The sequence below is a fragment of the Adlercreutzia murintestinalis genome (assembly GCF_943192905.1).
Classification (GTDB): domain Bacteria; phylum Actinomycetota; class Coriobacteriia; order Coriobacteriales; family Eggerthellaceae; genus Adlercreutzia_A; species Adlercreutzia_A murintestinalis.
On the sequence record NZ_CALPCC010000021.1, the window covers coordinates 22,577 to 39,988 of the forward strand.

Annotated in this window: 17 protein-coding genes; 11 read left to right on the top strand and 6 right to left on the bottom strand. The window is 62.0% G+C overall.

What is annotated here, in order from left to right; genetic code table 11:
• Positions 1–62 precede the first annotated feature (62 nt).
• Genes serS through NFR19_RS07530 form a run of 4 tightly spaced genes read left to right on the top strand, consistent with a single transcriptional unit; the run spans position 63 to position 4,106 of the window.
• The gene (gene serS / locus NFR19_RS07515) at positions 63–1,343 is read left to right on the top strand and encodes a serine--tRNA ligase (RefSeq protein WP_251213177.1); all 1,281 of its coding nucleotides are present in this window, start codon (positions 63–65) and stop codon (positions 1,341–1,343) included.
• An 11-nt stretch (positions 1,344–1,354) separates the two neighbouring features.
• The gene (locus NFR19_RS07520) at positions 1,355–2,371 is read left to right on the top strand and encodes a hypothetical protein (protein ID WP_251213178.1); all 1,017 of its coding nucleotides are present in this window, start codon (positions 1,355–1,357) and stop codon (positions 2,369–2,371) included.
• A gap of 3 nt (positions 2,372–2,374) precedes the next feature.
• Positions 2,375–2,833: a hypothetical protein gene (locus NFR19_RS07525; protein ID WP_251213179.1), complete on the top strand. Its 459-nt coding sequence runs from the start codon at positions 2,375–2,377 to the stop codon at positions 2,831–2,833.
• Positions 2,817–4,106: an aminotransferase-like domain-containing protein gene (locus NFR19_RS07530; protein WP_251213180.1), complete on the top strand. Its 1,290-nt coding sequence runs from the start codon at positions 2,817–2,819 to the stop codon at positions 4,104–4,106. The genes NFR19_RS07525 and NFR19_RS07530 overlap by 17 nt, the downstream gene beginning before the upstream one ends.
• 122 nt (positions 4,107–4,228) lie before the next feature.
• On the opposite strand, the gene NFR19_RS07535 is transcribed toward NFR19_RS07530, so the two are convergent.
• The 3 genes from NFR19_RS07535 to NFR19_RS07545 are packed head-to-tail and all read right to left on the bottom strand — an operon-like array spanning position 4,229 to position 7,488.
• Positions 4,229–5,863: a carbohydrate-binding domain-containing protein gene (locus NFR19_RS07535; RefSeq protein WP_251213181.1), complete on the bottom strand. Its 1,635-nt coding sequence runs from the start codon at positions 5,861–5,863 to the stop codon at positions 4,229–4,231.
• Complete coding sequence (locus tag NFR19_RS07540; RefSeq protein ID WP_251213182.1) at positions 5,864–6,559, bottom strand: DUF4956 domain-containing protein; 696 nt, start codon at positions 6,557–6,559, stop codon at positions 5,864–5,866. It lies immediately after the preceding gene.
• Positions 6,560–6,582: 23 nt separating this feature from the next.
• Positions 6,583–7,488: a polyphosphate polymerase domain-containing protein gene (locus NFR19_RS07545; protein ID WP_251213183.1), complete on the bottom strand. Its 906-nt coding sequence runs from the start codon at positions 7,486–7,488 to the stop codon at positions 6,583–6,585.
• Between the two features lie 233 nt (positions 7,489–7,721).
• On the opposite strand from NFR19_RS07545, the gene NFR19_RS07550 reads away from it, so the two are divergent.
• From NFR19_RS07550 to NFR19_RS07575, 6 genes are all read left to right on the top strand, one after another.
• On the top strand, positions 7,722–8,417 hold the full coding sequence (locus NFR19_RS07550; RefSeq protein ID WP_251213184.1) for a response regulator transcription factor: 696 nt from the start codon (positions 7,722–7,724) through the stop codon (positions 8,415–8,417).
• On the top strand, positions 8,414–9,862 hold the full coding sequence (locus NFR19_RS07555) for a sensor histidine kinase (RefSeq protein WP_251213185.1): 1,449 nt from the start codon (positions 8,414–8,416) through the stop codon (positions 9,860–9,862). The genes NFR19_RS07550 and NFR19_RS07555 overlap by 4 nt, the downstream gene beginning before the upstream one ends.
• A gap of 166 nt (positions 9,863–10,028) precedes the next feature.
• Positions 10,029–11,039 (top strand): D-alanine--D-alanine ligase family protein, encoded by a 1,011-nt coding sequence (locus tag NFR19_RS07560; protein ID WP_251213186.1) that lies wholly within the window; start codon positions 10,029–10,031, stop codon positions 11,037–11,039.
• Between the two features lie 116 nt (positions 11,040–11,155).
• The gene (locus NFR19_RS07565) at positions 11,156–11,722 is read left to right on the top strand and encodes a YtxH domain-containing protein (protein ID WP_251213187.1); all 567 of its coding nucleotides are present in this window, start codon (positions 11,156–11,158) and stop codon (positions 11,720–11,722) included.
• A 57-nt stretch (positions 11,723–11,779) separates the two neighbouring features.
• Positions 11,780–12,652 carry a PRC-barrel domain-containing protein gene (locus NFR19_RS07570; RefSeq protein WP_251213188.1) on the top strand — a complete coding sequence of 291 codons (873 nt, stop codon included), beginning with the start codon at positions 11,780–11,782 and terminating at the stop codon, positions 12,650–12,652.
• 116 nt (positions 12,653–12,768) lie between these two features.
• On the top strand, positions 12,769–13,716 hold the full coding sequence (locus tag NFR19_RS07575) for a beta/alpha barrel domain-containing protein (protein ID WP_251213189.1): 948 nt from the start codon (positions 12,769–12,771) through the stop codon (positions 13,714–13,716).
• Positions 13,717–13,820: 104 nt separating this feature from the next.
• On the opposite strand, the gene NFR19_RS07580 is transcribed toward NFR19_RS07575, so the two are convergent.
• Complete coding sequence (locus NFR19_RS07580) at positions 13,821–14,630, bottom strand: amidohydrolase family protein (protein WP_251213190.1); 810 nt, start codon at positions 14,628–14,630, stop codon at positions 13,821–13,823.
• A gap of 96 nt (positions 14,631–14,726) precedes the next feature.
• On the opposite strand from NFR19_RS07580, the gene NFR19_RS07585 reads away from it, so the two are divergent.
• Positions 14,727–15,206, top strand: coding sequence for a universal stress protein (locus NFR19_RS07585; protein WP_251213191.1), 480 nt, complete (start codon positions 14,727–14,729; stop codon positions 15,204–15,206).
• A 267-nt stretch (positions 15,207–15,473) separates the two neighbouring features.
• Here the strand turns inward: NFR19_RS07585 and NFR19_RS07590 are convergent, their stop codons facing one another.
• Entirely contained in the window at positions 15,474–16,412 is a 939-nt protein-coding gene (locus NFR19_RS07590) for a virulence RhuM family protein/type II toxin-antitoxin system death-on-curing family toxin (RefSeq protein ID WP_251213192.1), read from the bottom strand.
• Positions 16,394–16,981 carry a type IV toxin-antitoxin system AbiEi family antitoxin domain-containing protein gene (locus NFR19_RS07595; RefSeq protein ID WP_251213193.1) on the bottom strand — a complete coding sequence of 196 codons (588 nt, stop codon included), beginning with the start codon at positions 16,979–16,981 and terminating at the stop codon, positions 16,394–16,396. The genes NFR19_RS07590 and NFR19_RS07595 overlap by 19 nt, the downstream gene beginning before the upstream one ends.
• Positions 16,982–17,412: the final 431 nt, after the last annotated feature.

Consider the following 17,412-nt stretch of genomic DNA (forward strand, 5'->3'; position numbering starts at 1 on the left):
TATGCTATCACATCGCACCGCTGCGATATACTGAACGGATTATCGAATCGTAAGGAGTCGGCATGCTGGATGTGAAGTTCGTCCGTGAGAATCTTGATGCAGTGGCGCAGGCCATGGAGAATCGCAACGCGTCGTTCGATGCGCAGGCGTTCAGCCGTTTGGATGCGCAGCGTCGCGAAGCCATTGCCGAAGAAGAGCATTTGCAAGCTGAGCGCAATAGCGCGTCGAAGGAGATCGGCGCCATGATGAAGGACGGCCGCGCCGAAGAGGCCGAGGCGGCCAAGGAGCGCGTGCGGGCGCTGAACGAGCAGCTGGATGCCGCCGCCGAGCGGCGCACAGCCGCCGATGCTGCATTGCGCGAGCTGCTGCTGGCCACGCCGAACATGCCCGATGCCACCACGCCGGTGGGCAAGGATGAGAACGACAACCCGGAGGTGCGCCGCTGGGGCACCCCGCGCGACTTCGATTTCGAGGACAAGCCGCATTGGGACTTGGGCGCCGACCTGGGCATCATCGACAGCGAGCGCGGCGTGAAGCTGGCCGAGAGCCGCTTCTACGTGCTGGGCGGCGCCGGGGCGCGGCTCGAGCGCGCGCTCATCAGCTTCATGCTGGATCAGCACACCAGCCGCGGCTACAAGGAATGGTGGGTGCCCGCGCTGGCTAACGCCGACACCCTGACCGGCACGGCTCAGCTGCCAAAGTTCGAAGAGGACCTGTACAAGACCACCGAGGGGCTCTACCTGATCCCCACAGCCGAGGTGCAGCTGACGAACCTGCATGCAGGCGAGATCCTGGACGCCGACCAGCTGCCGCTGCGCTACTGCGCATTCACCCCGTGCTTCCGCGAAGAGGCGGGCAGCGCCGGGCGCGATACGCGCGGCATCATTCGCGTGCACCAGTTCAGCAAGGTGGAAATGGTGAAGTACGCTACGCCCGAGCAGGCCTGGGACGAGCTGGAATCCATGGTGTCCGACGCTGAGAACATCCTGCAACTGCTGGAGCTGCCGTACCGTGTGATCACGCTATGCACGGGCGACATCGGCTTCTCGGCCGCGAAGACCTACGACGTTGAGGTGTGGATGCCCAGTTACCGCGGCTATAAGGAGATCAGCAGCTGTTCGTGCTGCACCGATTTTCAGGCGCGTCGCGCGGGCATTCGCTACAAGGACCCCGAGCAGTTCAAAGGCACGCGCCTGCTCTATACCCTGAACGGCAGCGGCCTTGCCGTGGGGCGTTGCATGGCGGCCATCATCGAGAACTACCAGAACGCCGATGGCACCATCACGGTACCGCGCGCATTGGTGCCGTACATGGGCGGACTTGAGGTCATCGGCCCGCAGTAGGGCGAAAGCGCATGGCGCGGAAACGCAAACGCACCAAGAAGGCTCAGCCGGATACCACGGCGCGCGTGAGCCATGATGCGAGCATCGACGAGCAGGATGCGCTGCTGAGCGATGCCGTGCCGTCTGACCCTGCGCTCGAAGCCGACAGCGAAGCTGAGTATGCCGACGAGCAGCCTGGGGGCGGTTTTGAGCAGTCGGGGAGCATCCCTGCACCGTCTGCCTCATTCGACGAATCCTTCGATCTTCCCGAAGGGGAGCAGCTGACACGCGAAGAGCGCATCGAACGCGTTGAGCGTAGTCAGGCACGGCGGCGGCACAAGAAGATCGTGCGGCGCATCGTGTGGGCGTTGGTGGGGCTGGTGGCGGCGGCCATCGTGGCGGCGTGCGTGGCGTTCGCGCTACTGCGCTGGGAAACGTATGACGACACAGCCGATTTCACGGGGCAATGGCGCATCGTGGGCACCGACAAGGTGATCGAAGTGACCGAGGATACCATCGTGCTCACCGATGACGTGGCGTACCGCTATACCGTGGATGCGCAGGCCAAGACCATCACGTTCAAGTTCGGGAACATGGTGGGCAACGCGCGGTATCGCTTCTCGCTCGATCGGCAGCTGCTCTCGATCACCGATGGTGAATTCGATTGGTGGACCACCCTGTGCGACGACGTGCCGTGGACTATCGCTGCGCTGTTCACCCAGCTGATCGGCGACGGGGCGCAGCTGAGCCCGGGAAGCGGCACGTTCGTGACCGAGCTCACGCGCGACCTTGACCCAAGCAACGATCCGGCGCCCGCTGATGCAGCGGCGGATGCCGATGCTGGGGCCGATGCCGGCGCCGCGTCGGACGCAGGCACGCTTGACGACCCCGCTGACCCCGCTGACAGTGTCGACGGAGGTGAACCCGACCCGTCCTCTGAGGACGCAGGGGCGGAAGATGACCCAACTTCTGCGAGCTCGTCTGCCAGCAGTTCCGGCACCCGCGATGTTGACGCGCTCGATATAAGCGATCTGGGCGCGAATGCGTGACTGGTGGGTTCTTCGTTGCTTCGCATAGAGAAGATGATCGTAGACGCTGGGCGCTTGCGAGTGCAGGTGCGCTTGGCGCCGACATGCCCCCGGCGCACCGATGCTCGGCTTGCCCGCAGCGCCGCCCATCGGTTTCCGGCACTGCCCTGGCATACCTGCATCAACCAGCGCGGACCTACCTTCGCCAGCGTGATGGAGGACACGCCGGTGCCGCATCTGTTGGAGCACTTGATCATCGACCACCAGACCAACGATGCGCACACGGCGGCGCACCAGCGTTTCGTAGGTACCACCCGCTGGGCCGACGAGGGGCGGCAGCGCGCCTGCATTGAAGTAAACTTCTATGATGACCTCGTGGCGCTGCGAGCGGCGAAAGATGCGCTTGCGGCCCTGAATGATATGCTGAATGAACACGCGAGCGCGTATGGCACGGAGAGGGGCGCAGATGACAGCTCATCTTGAGTTCGATAGGTCGGATAGCAAGGTTGCCCAGCGCATCCACATGATGCGCTCCAGCCCAGTGCGCGATCTGTTCAGCGCCGCCACGCGCGATGATGTGATATCGCTGTCGGGCGGCATGCCCGATGTGCGCCTTTTGCCCGCCGATGAGGTTGACCGCGCGGTCGCTGCCGCTCTGGCTGACGTGAACGACCGGTCGGTGGCGCTGCAATACGGTTCGACCGATGGGCGGCCCGGCATGCGCGCGGTCGTGTGCGACATCGTGCGCGACATCGGCATTCGCTGCAAACCCGAGAACGTCATTCTGACGTCCGGTGCCCAAGAGGCGCTTGACCTCATCGGTAAGACGTTCATCGATCCGGGCGACATCATCTTGGCAGAGGGCCCCACGTATCTGGGTGCTCTGCAAGCGTTCAGCGCCTATCAGCCCGACGTGCACTGCATCGAGTGCGACGATGACGGCATGCGCATGGACTTGCTGGAGGCCGAGCTTGAGCGCATCGGACACGACAACCCGCGGCTCAAGTTCGCCTACGTGATACCCAACTTCCAAAATCCCAGCGGCGTGACCATGAGCGCGGAGCGCAGGCGTCGCCTCGTGGAGCTCTCGCACGAATACGGCTTCCTCATCGTGGAAGACGACCCGTACGGGCGCATCCGCTTCGAAGGCGGCCATCAGATACCGCTGAAAGCGCTCGACGACCAGGTGATCTATCTGGGAACCATCTCGAAGGTGTTCGCGCCGGGGCTGCGCGTGGGCTGGATCGTGGCTCCGCGGCATGTGCTCTCCAAGATCAACCTGGTGAAGCAGGGTGCCGATCTGTGCGGCAGTTCGCTTGATCAGGCCGTGGTCCAACATTACTTCACCGACACGCCCTGGCAGCGCACGCTCCAACGATTCATCAGCGTCTACACCGAGCGCCGCGACGCTATGCTGGCGGCTCTTGAAGAGCATTTCCCGGCGGAAGCGCGCTGGACCCATCCGGAGGGCGGGCTGTTCGTATGGGTGACCCTGCCTGAGTACGTGGATACCGGCAGCATGCTGGCCGAGGCGCTGGACGCGGGCGTGACGTACGTGCCTGGCGATTCGTTCTATCCGGGGGCCAGTGGTGGCAAGAACTGCATGCGCATCAATTTCAGCTATGAGAGCCCCGAGAACATAACGGAGGCCATTCGTCGTTTGGCTGAGGTCATCGAAGCGCGTTTGGAGCTGTATCGCGTGTTCATCGAAGCGGGCGCCATAGATCCGGCGCGCGCGCCCATCAACACGCACTAGCAGTGCCATGGTGCGCGCCTGACGCATGGGGATCCGCGCCGATGCCGCGGTGGGGTGGCGACCGCGGTTACGGGAACGGTGATTGCCGCAACCGCGGTGACGTGGTGCCGCTCAGGCAGCGGCTAGGCGACCGCTACGGTACAGCCTTCCTGGGGAGAGGATGCTAGGACGGTGTTGAAGTCATAGGCGGCCACCATCTCTGCCACGGTCGACCCATCAGCAGCAAGGAGACGCACGGTGCTGCCTGCCGCTCCGCTCAGCTGGTTCGTCTCGAAGGCTTGCGCTGACTGGTCAAGCCCGCGCGTGCTGCCGATATCACCGATGAGCAGCACGGTGCCCCCATTGATGGTGGCGTTCAGATCGTAATCGAGCGCACCGTCCATGCCCTGTGCCGGGCCTGACGCGAGCACGATGCCGCCATTGATCTCAACGTTGCCGTTGCTGTCGAGCGCATCGTTGCCGCCCGTGGCGCGCAGCGTGCCTCCGTTGATCCGGATCAGGCAGGCATCGCTGGAAGCGGCCATCTCCATTCCTGCGCCACGCGGGCCGTCTGCGCGGTCAGTATCGCTTGGCATGGCGCCCTGTGCGGGCAGGTCAGTCGATGCGGTATCAGCTGGTGCGGCATCGCGTTCCTCGCGGCCTTGCGGCGGTTCGGCGGGCAGCTCACCATCGGGTGCGCGCCCATCACCACCACGCATCCCTTGCGCATCGCCAGCGCCTTCGACGCCCGCCTCAGGGGCTTGCGCCCCGGGCGTCCCTGCGCCCTCAGCCTGCATACCAGGCGCGGCCCCTTCGGTTCCTCTTCCCGGCATCGTCGCCTCTGCGCTCGTCGTGTCATCGCTCGCCAACGATGCATTCACAGCGTCGTCGCTGGCCACGATAGTGTGGTCACCTCCGTTCACCAGTACCTTCTCGGCCTCGAATCCCTCGTAGCAGCTCTGCACCTCGACCGTTCCGCCTTCAAGCAGCAGCAGAATGTCGGAATGGAAGGCGTCATCGCCCGCGTTCACCGTGAACGTGCCATCGGCGATCTTGATGCAATCGTTGCCTTGGAGGCCATCTTGCGCAGCCGTGATGGCGAACGCGCCGCCCGTGATGACAAGGTCGTCCTTCGACTTGATGGCGTGGTAGTACGAGCCGGTCACCTCAAGTGCGCCGCTGCCGTTGATGGTCAGGTCGTCGCAGCTGTACAGCGCGGCGTTCAGGTCATCGCCGTCCTCATCTTCGGCATGCTGCTCCCCATCGGCCAGCGCGTTCACGCTGCCTTCTGCAAGCGTCAAGAAGCACTTATCGGCGTTCTTCACATAGAAGGCGGGCCCATCGGCGTTCGTGATGGACGCTCCGTCGAAGACCACCTGCACCTTCGTCTCACTGCCCGTGTCCACCACCACCTGCCCATCGTCGAGCGTGCCGCTGACCAGGTAGGTCCCCTCGTCGGTGATGGTGGCGGTGCTGCCATCGGCGGTGGCGCCCGCGCCCTCAACGCGTGCCGTGTTGCCCTCGAGCGTGATGCGCGTAGCGGCAGCGGCATCGTAGGAGGGGTCTTTGTCTCGGCTCGTGAAGGTCAGGTCAAGGTCCTCAAGGGCATGCGAGGTGCCCGCTTCCTCAGCGGAGGCGGTCGACTCGTTCGCGGTCGCGCCCGATGTGGAGCCAGCGCATCCGCTCAGGCTGCCTACGAGCGCGGCGGAGAGCGCCACAGCGCCCAGCGCGCGCATGCGGGTGCGCACGGGGTCGGTCAGACGGTCGATCATCTTCATTTACAGCACATCCTTCGTCTGTGGGGCAAGCCCCAGGGTTATCTTCAAGTTGCCGTTCAGGCATCGCAGCTCGTCGATCAGCTGCTTTTCCGTGCGCGGCTCGCGCAGTCGCACGGCGTATTGCATCTGATACAGGCTGCCCATGTTGGTGGTGCGCACCTCGGTCAGTTCGCTTTCGGCAGCGAAACGCCCGAGCACCTCGTCGAACATGCCCTCGAATTCCAGATCCTCGGGCACGGTCACGGTGAGCACCTTGGCAGGCTGGCGCGGGCGCCCGAACGGCGAGAGCACATAGGCCACGTTCACCACCGCCACCACCGCGGTGAACACCACGGCCAGCACCAAGAAACCCATGCCCGTGGCAAGCCCCACCGCCATGGCCAAGAACACGCTGCCGATATCCTTGGCGCTGCCGGGGATGGAGCGGAAGCGCACCAGGTTGAACACGCCCATGACGGCGATGCCTGCGCCCAGGTTGCCATTCACCAGCGTGATGACCATCTGCACGATCAGCGGCAGCAGCGCCAGCGTCACCACGAAGTTCTTCGAGTAGCTGTGACGAAACATGTAGATGCCAGCAACGCAGGCACCGAGCACGATGGAGGCCACGCAGCACCAGAGGAACTCCAGCGTGGTAACGCCAGCCACCAGCGATTCGGCGGTGCCGAAGATGGATGTGAAAGCGGTGTCGAACATGAGAGCTCCTTACTGGGTCGGGGTCAAGACAGGCGCGGGTGAGAGCGGGCCTGGTGCGGAGGGGAGAGGTCGCTGCGACGCGGCTGCGCAAGCGGATGAACGCGCGAGCGCACGTTCGCGCGCGTCCGCGTTGATGGTGCGGCGCTCAGCATGCTCATCGTGCCGTATTTCGAGAACGATTGCGGGTATGCGTGCGCGCGGTTGAGCGCGTCGATCAGCCAGCGCGGGTAGGGCGCAGTGGATTTCACCTCGAGGATGCTGTCGGAAACGAGCGCGCGCATTGGTTGGGTGTGCTGGCCCGTTGCGCTGTGCAGCGCCGTTGGGGCATCCAGGTTCATGAGGTCGGCGAACGCGAGGTCGTCATCGAAGGTGATGCGCAGGTCGTCTGCGTCGTCGTCGGACGCTGCGCATGCCTCGGGGGACACCCATGCTTCGCGCGAGCAGCTGATGAGCGCCGAAGGCCCCAGCGCATCGTGGCGGCTGCGAAGCGCATCTATCTCGCGTGCGATCTGGTTGTCAAGAGCGCTTGAGGGCACGGCGCGCCCCTCGAGCAGCAGCGGGTAGCGCGCGACCGCTTCGTCGAACGGTGCGCCTTCCAGATACGCCACGGCACCACGTGCGCTCATGGCCACGCGACGCTTGTACACGACCCCTTTGAACTTCTTCTTCATCTCGATGAAGGCGGGCGCATCGGGTGCGGCAGGGCCGTACCAGCGCAGGCGCAGCTTCTCCTTGTAGAGGGGCTTCTCGAGCGAGCGCGCGATCAAGCTGCGCTCGGCGGTGTCCAGATACAGACTGTTCACGCGATGGCGCCCGTAGGCGTCGGGCATCATCTGCGCGCGCACCGCCTCGCAGATGATGCGACGCTGCGCGGCGCAGAGACAGTACTTCTTCTCCGTTCTCTTGAATATGCCGGTGTACGACCCCATGGATCCCTCCGTTTCTGCTCATCTCAGGTGCGCATGCTAGGGGCGCACCCTAAAATCACTCTGAAAGAAGGGGTAGCGGTTCAGAGTGATTTCAGCTTTGAGCCCGACAATGAACCGAGCGAGCACGGCGCGGCAGCATGCCGGGCGCACGCAGGCAGGTGTGATAGCTTGTGGTGATAGAGCTGCTCGCACGCTGATGCGGCCAGGTACCCGAAGGCGCGGAAGGAGAACAGGTGCGCGTTCTCATCGTGGAAGACGATCAGAGCTTGGCGCGAGCGCTCGCGCATATTCTTGAGCGTCAACACTACGATGCCGACGTGGTGCACGATGGCCAGACCGGTTTGGACTACGCGCGCACCGGCACCTACGACGCCATCATCTTCGACATCATGCTGCCGCGCCTGGATGGCGTGCGTGCGGTGGAAGCGCTGCGCGCAGAGGGTGTTGCCACCCCGGTGCTCATGCTGACGGCGCGCGATCAGGTTCCCGACAAGATAGAGGGCCTCGACGGAGGCGCCGATGCGTACATGACCAAGCCGTTCTCCGTTCCCGAGCTGCTGGCGCGGTTGCGCGCTCTGCTGCGGCGCAAAGCCGAAGAGCCTGCGCGCACGGTGACCGCGGGCGATCTGGTGCTGCGCGCCGATACGCACAGCCTTGCTTGCGGCACCGAGGACATCCAGCTGAGCCATAAGGAGTTCCTGTTCGCCGATGTGCTGCTCTCGCATGCGGGGTGCGTGGTTGAGAAGGCGACGCTGATCCAGCAGGTGTGGGGCGCCGACTCGTCTGCCGATAGCACGAACGTGGAGGCGTATGCGTCCATGTTGCGGCGCAAGCTGCGCTTCTTGGGGTCGCGCATGCAGATTCAGGCGCAGCGCGGCGTGGGCTACCAGCTGGTCGAGGGCGCGAGCGCACAGGAGGGCGAGGCATGAGAGCGAAGCTGCGGGCGTTGTCGTCGCCCACGACCGAGGACACGTTCGCGGGGCAAAGCGACGCCATGCTCAAGAAGCTGCGCATCAAGTTCGTCGGGCTGATCATGGGCGTGGCAGCGGTCTTGCTGACGGCGGCGTTCACGGCCATCTGCTACCTGGATTGGCAGCAGAGCGTGACCGATACCGACCTCGCGCTCGATGCCGCCATCCAGCAAGCATCGGGCACGCTTCCGATGAACGCGAGCGGTGCGGTGCCGCCCGGGCAGGAGGGCGCATTCGACCCTGCCGCGCTCGATCCGGCCGAGGTGACCCTTGACCGCACGGTGGTGGATGACCAAGGCGGCAGTGCTGGTGAAGGACACTGGGGTGAGAGCGGCGGCATGCGCAGCATCTATCCCGCCACGAAGAGCGGTCGGTTCGCCACGCGTCCCGTGCCCGACATGTTCACCGCGGTGTACGAGCAAGAAGGCGACCAATTCGTGTTCTTGCAGGAGTCGTCCAGCGCTATGTGGGTGCCGGAGGTGGTTGGCGACTACGCCGACGAGCTGCGTGCGCATCCGGATGGCACGGGCATGCTGGGCAATACGATCTATTACCTGAAGAAGACGCTGCCCGAAGGATGCTACGTTGCCATGGTCTATGCCGGTCCCCTTGAAACCTGGAAGGGGCTGGCGGTGAACCTGGTATGGGTGGGCGCTGCGGTGCTGTTGGTGTTGCTGGCGGTGAGCGTTGCGTTCTCGCGCTGGGCGCTGCGGCCGGTGAAGGCGGCGTGGGCGCAGCAGCAGCAGTTCGTGGCCGATGCGTCGCACGACCTGAAAACCCCGCTCACGGTCATTTTGGCGAACACCGCCATTCTGCTGGACGAGCCCGACCAGCCTGCCGACGACCAACGCAGATGGCTGGAGAGCACGCGCGATGAAGCTCTTGGCATGCAGGTGCTGGTGGAGGACATGCTGCTTTCCGCGCGCGCCGATACGACCACGAGCGCGGCGTCCCCTGCTGATTTGTCCCGCCTGGTGGCACGGGAGGCGTTGCAGTTCGAGTCGGTGGCGTTCGATCGTCAGATCGATCTGCGCACCGACATTGCGCCCGAGATATGCGTGCAGATGCCTGAGCCGGATGCGCGTCGTCTTGTGCAGATACTGCTGGATAACGCCTGCAAATACGCCGATGATGCCGGTACGGTGCGCGTGGTGCTCACAGTTGATGCCGCAGCTGGTCAGGCGCGGTTCACGGTTTCCAACACCGGGCCGAGCATCGCGGAGGCCGATGTGCCGCACCTGTTCGACCGGTTCTATCGCGCCGACGCCGCGCGCACGTCGCACGAGGGGCATGGGCTGGGTCTGGCCATCGCGCGCAGCATCGTTGAGCGCGCGGGCGGCACGATCGCTGCCGCCAACGAGAGCAGCATCACCACGTTGACGGTCATCCTTCCCCTTGGATGAGCTTCGCTGCTGCCAGCTGGCTGCTGCCAGCGCGCTGGCGCGGTCGCGGCCAGAAAGCGGCTTGAACGGTTAAAACCGCAGCGCCCGGCGCAGTGATGTTCGCCATGAGCTAGAATCTGAGACATGCAAGATAGTGAAGCTGAGCCTGTGCGAGAGAAGGTGCGGTATGGGGTTGAAGGTTGCGGTGCTGATGGGCGGAAGCTCGTTCGAGCGAAAGTTCAGCCTAGAGAGCGGTAAGCGTGTCTGCGATGCGCTCGAGGAAGCGGGGCATAAGGTGGTGCCGTTGGACACGGTGCCCGATCTGGTGCCCACCCTGCGCAGCGAAAAGCCTGACGTGGTGTACAACGCGCTGCATGGCAAGCATGGCGAAGACGGCACGGTGCAGAGCCTGTTGGAGTTTTTGGGCATCCCGTTCGTGGGGTCGCCTGCCAGCGTGTGCCATCGCGCGTACAACAAGGATGCGCTGCATTCCAGCTTGGTGAAGTACCGCGAAATATCGGGCGATGCTGCGGTGGCAAGCTGGCCGCAGGGCGTGTTCATCGCGCGCGACGCGTTCAAGGACATGGGCGCGGCAACGGCGCTCGACTTGGTATCCGAGCGCGTGGCGGGCGGTTTTCCCGTGGTGGTGAAGCCCGCGCACGGGGGCAGCGCGCTGGGCGTTCATAAGGTATATGACCAGGAGCATCTGGGCGAAGCGGTGCTCGATGCGCTTTCCTACGATGATGCGGTCAACATCGAGCAGTGGATCGATGGCGTGGAGCTGTCGGTGTCCATTCTAGGCAGCGGCTGGGATGCGCATGCCCTGCCGCCGGTGGAGATCGTGTCGCACCGCGACTTCTTCGACGCCGAGGCGCGTTTGGATGACCAGCAGGTCGATTTCTTCTGCCCGGTGCGCCCCGCGTCGCTCTCGCCTGATCCCGAGCAGGCCGAGGCCATCCGCGCTGAGATCGAGCGGGCGGCTTTGGAGGTGTACCGCGCTTACAGCGTGCGCGACCTGGGCCGCATCGACCTGATCTGGGACGGCGCGCAGGCGAAGTGCTTTGAAGTTGACGTTTCGCCCGGCATGACCCGCCACTCGTTGTTCCCGCTGGCATGCGAGACCTCGGGGCTGTCCATGACGGCGGTCATGGACGAGCTCGTCAGCGTGGCGGCTGGTCGCGCTGCATTTGAAAGATAACGGAACTTTACAAATGCGTTTCTAACGGGTGCGCGGGACCGGATGTCGCGTATTGGGCAGAATGCCTCGCGTATAATTCGACGCACAGTTTTCGTGGAAGACCGTAGGAGGCAATTATGAATAAGTTCATGTACTTCGTCTTGGGTGGCGCAATGGGTGCGGTGGGCGCACTGCTGCTGGCACCCCGTACTGGTGAGGAAACGCGCAATATGGTGGCAGATTATGCGGGCAATGTTGCCAACGATGCGCAGGCTATGGGTGCCAAGGCCAGCGAGGCCATCCAAAACGGCGTGCATCAGGCCACCGAGAAGGGCCAGGCTGCTCTGAACAATCTCCAGCATGCGGCTGGCAATGCAACCACCGCCGCAGCCGACAAGAACGACGAGCTGCGCGCTAAGATCGAGGCTGCGCGCGACCGCATCGCTGCTCAGGTGAAGCAGAACGCCGAACAGAGCGCGCAGGCCGTGCAGGATGCTGCGCCGGGCATTGCCGATAAGGCGAAGGGCGCAGTGGATAAGGCCAAGAGCGCTGCTACGAACGCGATCGGTTCGGCTGCTGACGCTGTGAAGGGTGCGGTGGACAAGACCAAGGATGCTGCCCAAAAAGGTGCTGAAGAGGTAGCCGATAAGACCAAGGATGCTGCCGACAAGGCCAAAGATGCCGCTGATAAGGCAGATAAGTAAGAGCCCGAACGCGATCATGAGCGCCGGACGCAGGTTCGGCGCTCTTTCTTTTCCACTATGACTGAACAGCTTGAAAGTGGGTTGGTCAGCGCTGCCGCCCTCACGGGCATGAAGGTATGGATGGACCGCCCCACGAAGAACGGCCCTGATGCCGTCAAGAAGATGGGCAAGGTGCGCGCGTGCGTGTTCCACCCTCAAAAGAAGCGCTGCGTGGGTTTCCTGGTGAAGCGGCCCGATGTGGCGTGGATGTTCCATCGCGCTGATCTGTTCGTTGCGGTGAACGGGTACGACGTGGTGGACGGGAGCCTGGTGATTCGCGATGATCCAGCGGCGACCGACCGGGGTGCGTGCAAGGCGCTGGGCGTCGATCTGGATGCATGCGTGCTTTGGATGGGTTTGGCCGTTATGTGTCAGGATGGCACCTCGTTCGGCACGGTGGGCGATGTGCTGTTCCATCCTCAGACCGGAACGGTTGAGACGCTCGTGGTCAGTAAGGGCGCTACGGCTAATACGCTTTTGGGGCGCCTGAACGTGCCCGCCGAGGATATTCGTGGCTTCAAACGTGGTATGGGCACGCAGCTGTACATGGCCGACGATGACGACGAACGCGCGTTGGGCTGCATCGTGGTATCCGATTGCGTGAAGCAGATGGAAGTGAGCGGCGGCGCGGCCGAGAAGGCGGGCGAGGCTACGGCTGTGGCAGCCGATAAGGCCAAGCGCGTGGTGCGCAAGGTGCGCCCGCAAGCGCAGGCGGCCGTGGATGCCGCGAAACCCGTCGCCCAGAAAGCCGCTCAAGCAGCTGGCGAGGCGGTGGACAAGGGCGCATTCGTGGCAGGGCGCCAGATCGGGCGCGCAACCGGCATGTTCGGCAACTTCGCCGATAATTTCAAGAAAGCCATGGAGTCCGACGACAGCGAGCCGAAAGCCTGATCGCGCCTTGTGCCAGCGGTCAGGTGAATGCTGTCTTATCCGTGAACTGGCGCCCAACGCGGCGCTCGTGTACTAGAATGGATGCCAACGACAACCCTTTTTGAAAAGGAGACAACATGCCCAAGATCACCGCAGCTGACGTGCGCGTTCCTATGGATGTGCCGGCCGATTCTCGCGATATCTACGTTGAGAATTACCTGAAGGCCACGCGCAACACCGGACGTCTGATGCTGTTCGCATGCGACCAGAAGGTCGAGCACATGAACAAGGACTTCTATGGCGAGGGCATCGACGAGGCCGATGCGCGCCCTGAGCACCTGTTCCAAATTGGGAAAGAGGGCGTTATCGGTGTGCTGGCTGGGCAGCGCGGTCTGGTGGCGCAGTATGCAGCCGACTATCCCGACATCAATTACCTCATCAAGATGAACTCCAAGACCAACCTGGTGGGCACCAAGCAGGAGGACCCGTACTCGCCGCAGCTGACCGACCTTGAGGCGGTGCTGCAAATGCGCGAGAACGGCGTGAACATCGTGGGTCTGGGCTACACCATCTACCTGGGCAGCGAGTACGAGGCCACCATGATGGCCGAGGCTGGCGAGCTGATCGCGCGTGCGCATGAGCACGGTCTGCTGGTGGTTCTGTGGATCTATCCGCGTGGCAAGGCTGTGACCGCCGAGAAGGATCCCGACCTGATCGCGGGCGCGGCAGGCGTGGCGCTGTGCTTGGGTGCCGACTTCGTGAAGGTGAACCCGCCGAAGCCCGAGGACGGCCGCACGGCAGCCGAGGCGCTGCATGTTGCCAGCATGGCGGCTGGTCGCACCGGTCTGGTGTGCGCCGGTGGTTCCACGGTGGACGCCGAGACGTTCCTGACGCAGCTTCATGACCAGATCCATGTGGGCGGCGCATGCGGCAACGCTACGGGTCGCAACATTCATCAGCGCAGCCTGGACGAGGCAACGCGCCTGACCAAGGCTATCAGCGCCATCACGCTGGCCGATTACAGCGTGGCAGATGCGCTGGCAGTGTTCCAGGGCGAGAAGCAGTTCGGGTACAGCGATATCTAAGATTTTCGTCGTATCGATGATGTAGACGTAGCGTGTCGCACCGTGATGGTCGGCGCGCTATGTTGGTTTATGGTCGGTATGCTGTGTTGGTGTATGGTCGGCCGCTACGCCGATGGCGCTTCTGCAAGCGCGCGCCCTAAGAACCGCTCGGCATTGCGCCAGGTCATCTTCTCCTTGTCGGCCGCGCTGAACGGTAGGCTCGCGAACTGCTCGTATTCGGCTACGGGGTCCCACATGGGGAAATCGCTGCCGAACAGAATGCGATCAGGGCCGTACAATTCGATCAATTCAGCGGTGCGGCGCAGTCCGATGAACGCCATGCTGGACGAGATGTCCAAAAAGCACCGCGCGTCTTCGAGGTATTCCACCGCCAGATCGTAGATCGACCAGCCGCCGAAGTGCGCGGCGTTCACCACAAGGTTCGGGAAAGCGTCCAGCACCGCGCGCATGCGGCGCGGATGACTGAAGTCGTAGCGGTAATCGCCGCAATGCATGATGATGGGCAGCCTGCCCTCGGCCAGTTCGTAGATGCGCATGAGCCGCGGGTCGTCCATGTTGACGCGCTGGGTGTCGGGATGCAGCTTGATGCCCACCAACCCCAGGGCCTGCGCGCGGGCGATTTCGGCGGCGGGGTCTTCCATATCTTGATGCAGCGTCATGAAGCCGATCATGTTCGGCTGCTCGGCGCAGGTTTGCGCGATGAAGTCGTTGATGGTCGCCACTTGATCGGCGCGCGTTGCCACCGAATGCACGATGTGGTGCGTGATGGGGCTGTTCGCGCACGCCGCCAGGAGCGCTTTTGGCGTGCCGTCCGGAACGTCCATGGCGATGCCGTAGAACGCGCCGACGCCCTCGACCGCGCGCTGAGCGATCTTGGCCGGATAGATATGACAGTGGCAATCAACGACGGTCATGGCATCTTCCCTTCAACGAAACGCTGCTGTTGATTCTATCGCAAGCTCGATGCGCTACCATGGATGCATCCGTTTACCCGCGCGAAGGAGGCGCTGATGCTGTACAAGAATCTGCTGGTTGCGTATGACGGGTCCGAACCCTCGCAGGAGGCGCTGGTGGTGGCGAAGGATCTGATCGGCGATACGCCGGATGCCACGATGCACATCCTGTCGGTGATTCCGCTGGGGGCCGTCGGGGTGGGGGTTGAGTCGCCCATCGAGCCGATCGGCAGCGTGCAGCAGATCTTCCCCGACATTCAAACGTACGAGGCGCTGCTGACGAACGCGAAGCAGAGCACCATCGACAGCGTGCGCGAGCAGATCGAGGATGTGCTGAAAGAGTTGCAGTGCCAGGTGACCGTGCAGGCGGTGGCTGCCAGCAAGCCAGCTGCCGGTATCTGCGAGTATGCCGAGGAAGAGGGCGTGGATATGATCGTGATGGGGTGCCGCGGCATGGGCGCGCTGCGCAGCGTGCTTGGCAGCGTGAGCTATGCGGTGCTGCATCAGGCTGACTGCCCTGTGGTCACCGTGAAGTAGTGCGGCGCGCGCGAGAGATGCGAGTGCGGGTACAAGTAGAGATGTGAGTGCAGGTACAAGTAAGAGATGCGAGTGCAGCGCGAGCAGGGGTAGCTGGGTTTGGGCCTGCGCCCTTCGGGTTATGAGCGGTCTTTAAGGAACGTAAAGTAATCGCGATTATGCGTCTGAACTGGTGTTTTGCGCTAAGCCTATCACGCAGAATGCGGTGCATTTAGGCAGGTTTTCGTGCCCATCTGTACCGCATCTGTACCGACTGCGACTGTACAGCTAAGTCAGAAAATTCATGACAAGAGACACCATGGTCTCTTTTTCCTCTGGCTTTGACTCGGCGATCATGATGGTTGTGGCTACAAGGGCGCTATCGCTTACGACCTTCTGACCATCGTTATAGAGGAGGCCGTTCTTCTCCAAGAAATAGAGAAATACGGTAGCGGCGATGCGCTTGTTCCCATCGTGGAAGGAGTGGTTTTTCACGATGAAGTACAGAAGGTTAGCTGCCTTCTCTTGAACAGAGGGATAGAGATCCTGACCGCCGAACGACTGGTAGATCGTCGCAATGCTGCTCTTGAAGGAATCGTCCTTCTCCACGCCGAACAGACCGCTCTCGTCATTGAATCGAAGCGTGCTGATGAGCTTCTTGCACTCGTCATAATCCAAGATGTAGGTAGCCACGTTTCCGCCAGGCTTCTGCACGCGCTGATGGTCGTAGTCATCAAGCAAGTCCAGGGCGGGGGCATAGCTTTTCACTATCTCCAGCACTTGGCTGGTATCAAGATTGTCCGAAATGCGCTCCAAGAGTGAAACGGCTTGCGACAGCTGTTGGAGCCGAAGCTCGTTCTCGGCACGCCCATCGATGATGTAGCGGCGCAGCACATCTGTTGCCCAACGACGAAATTCGACGCCGCGTTGTGATTTCACTCGATAACCGACAGAGATAATGACATCAAGGTTGTAGTATTCAACTTGGTAGGTTTTTCCATCAGAAGCAGTTGTCGCAAATTTTGCGACAACTGAATCCCGAGAAGAATCAAGCTCTTCCTTTAAGGCATTTGCGACGTGCTTTCCGATGGTTTTGACATCACGGGCGAAGAGAAGGGCCATCTGGTTGCGGTTGAGCCAGACCTCGTCTCTTTGTGTGTCCACAGCAACATCAAGCGTCACAGCGCCGTCAGACGACTCAAAGAGCACTATCTTCCCGTTATCCACGATTCCACCTCTTCTATCGGCTCGGGAAAGACGAGCCTCCATTCCGGCGACCATCCTTCGTTTCCCGCCTTTGTCTTGCCAAGCCTGTAAGGCCCTTTCCCGAGTAACGACCTTAGCTTATCGAGCGCCTCCTCAGGGACGCGCCAATCGGATGCCTTTTGAGACAATAACCACCCAATGCGCGAGACGCTAGTCTTATCCAAAGATATTGCTAGCTCAACTACGATGTTGCAATCGATGTAGGCAAAGGAGCTTACCGTGCGAATCGATTCCTTGATGCCTCCTGCGCGATCAGGTCTCGCAAGACAGTCGCAAAGCGTTTGCTCCTTCGTGGTCACATTGATGCGTCTGACAGCATCGGTTCTTATCTTGCGCGTGCGCAAGTCGACTCCTGATGGATAAGGAACATAGCGAATCCCGCGATACTCGAAGCTCGTCTTCAACTTGTTTGTTTGGAATTCACGTTGGAAGGACACATCATGCGCAACGCCCAAAACATCGAGAGCAGTATGGTAGCAAACGATGGCCTCAGGGTCGATTCCGGCGATAACTTCCAGCGAGTCAGGCAAAGTGCCCTCATATCGTCCAACCATCGACGCGTAAAGGCCTTGTCTGATTCGTTCGACCTTTCCCGTTTTGACTGCAATGCGCAGCTGCTCTTCTGCGGACGAAGGCGAGTCGCACGAGTCCAAAAGGTCGCTCGTCTTGAACACGTGATGAGTCGATATGTACTCAGTGAACTTCATATTGCAAATTGTAATGCAATACCCCAATAAATTATTGGGGTTTCAGATAGAGAATTGCAGTATCACGAATAACTCTATTCTGTCCTCTAACCCCATAATTCGCTTGTTCATGTGTTGCGCAATCCGATTCAGGTGGTCGAATGGTGGTCAGCTAGACGGTCGTGTAGTGGTCATGTGAGGGTTAAGGCTCAAAAAGTGTGCTCTTTTTGATGAACAATCGCGAGGTCAGAACTGATAGATCGATGCTTCAAGTT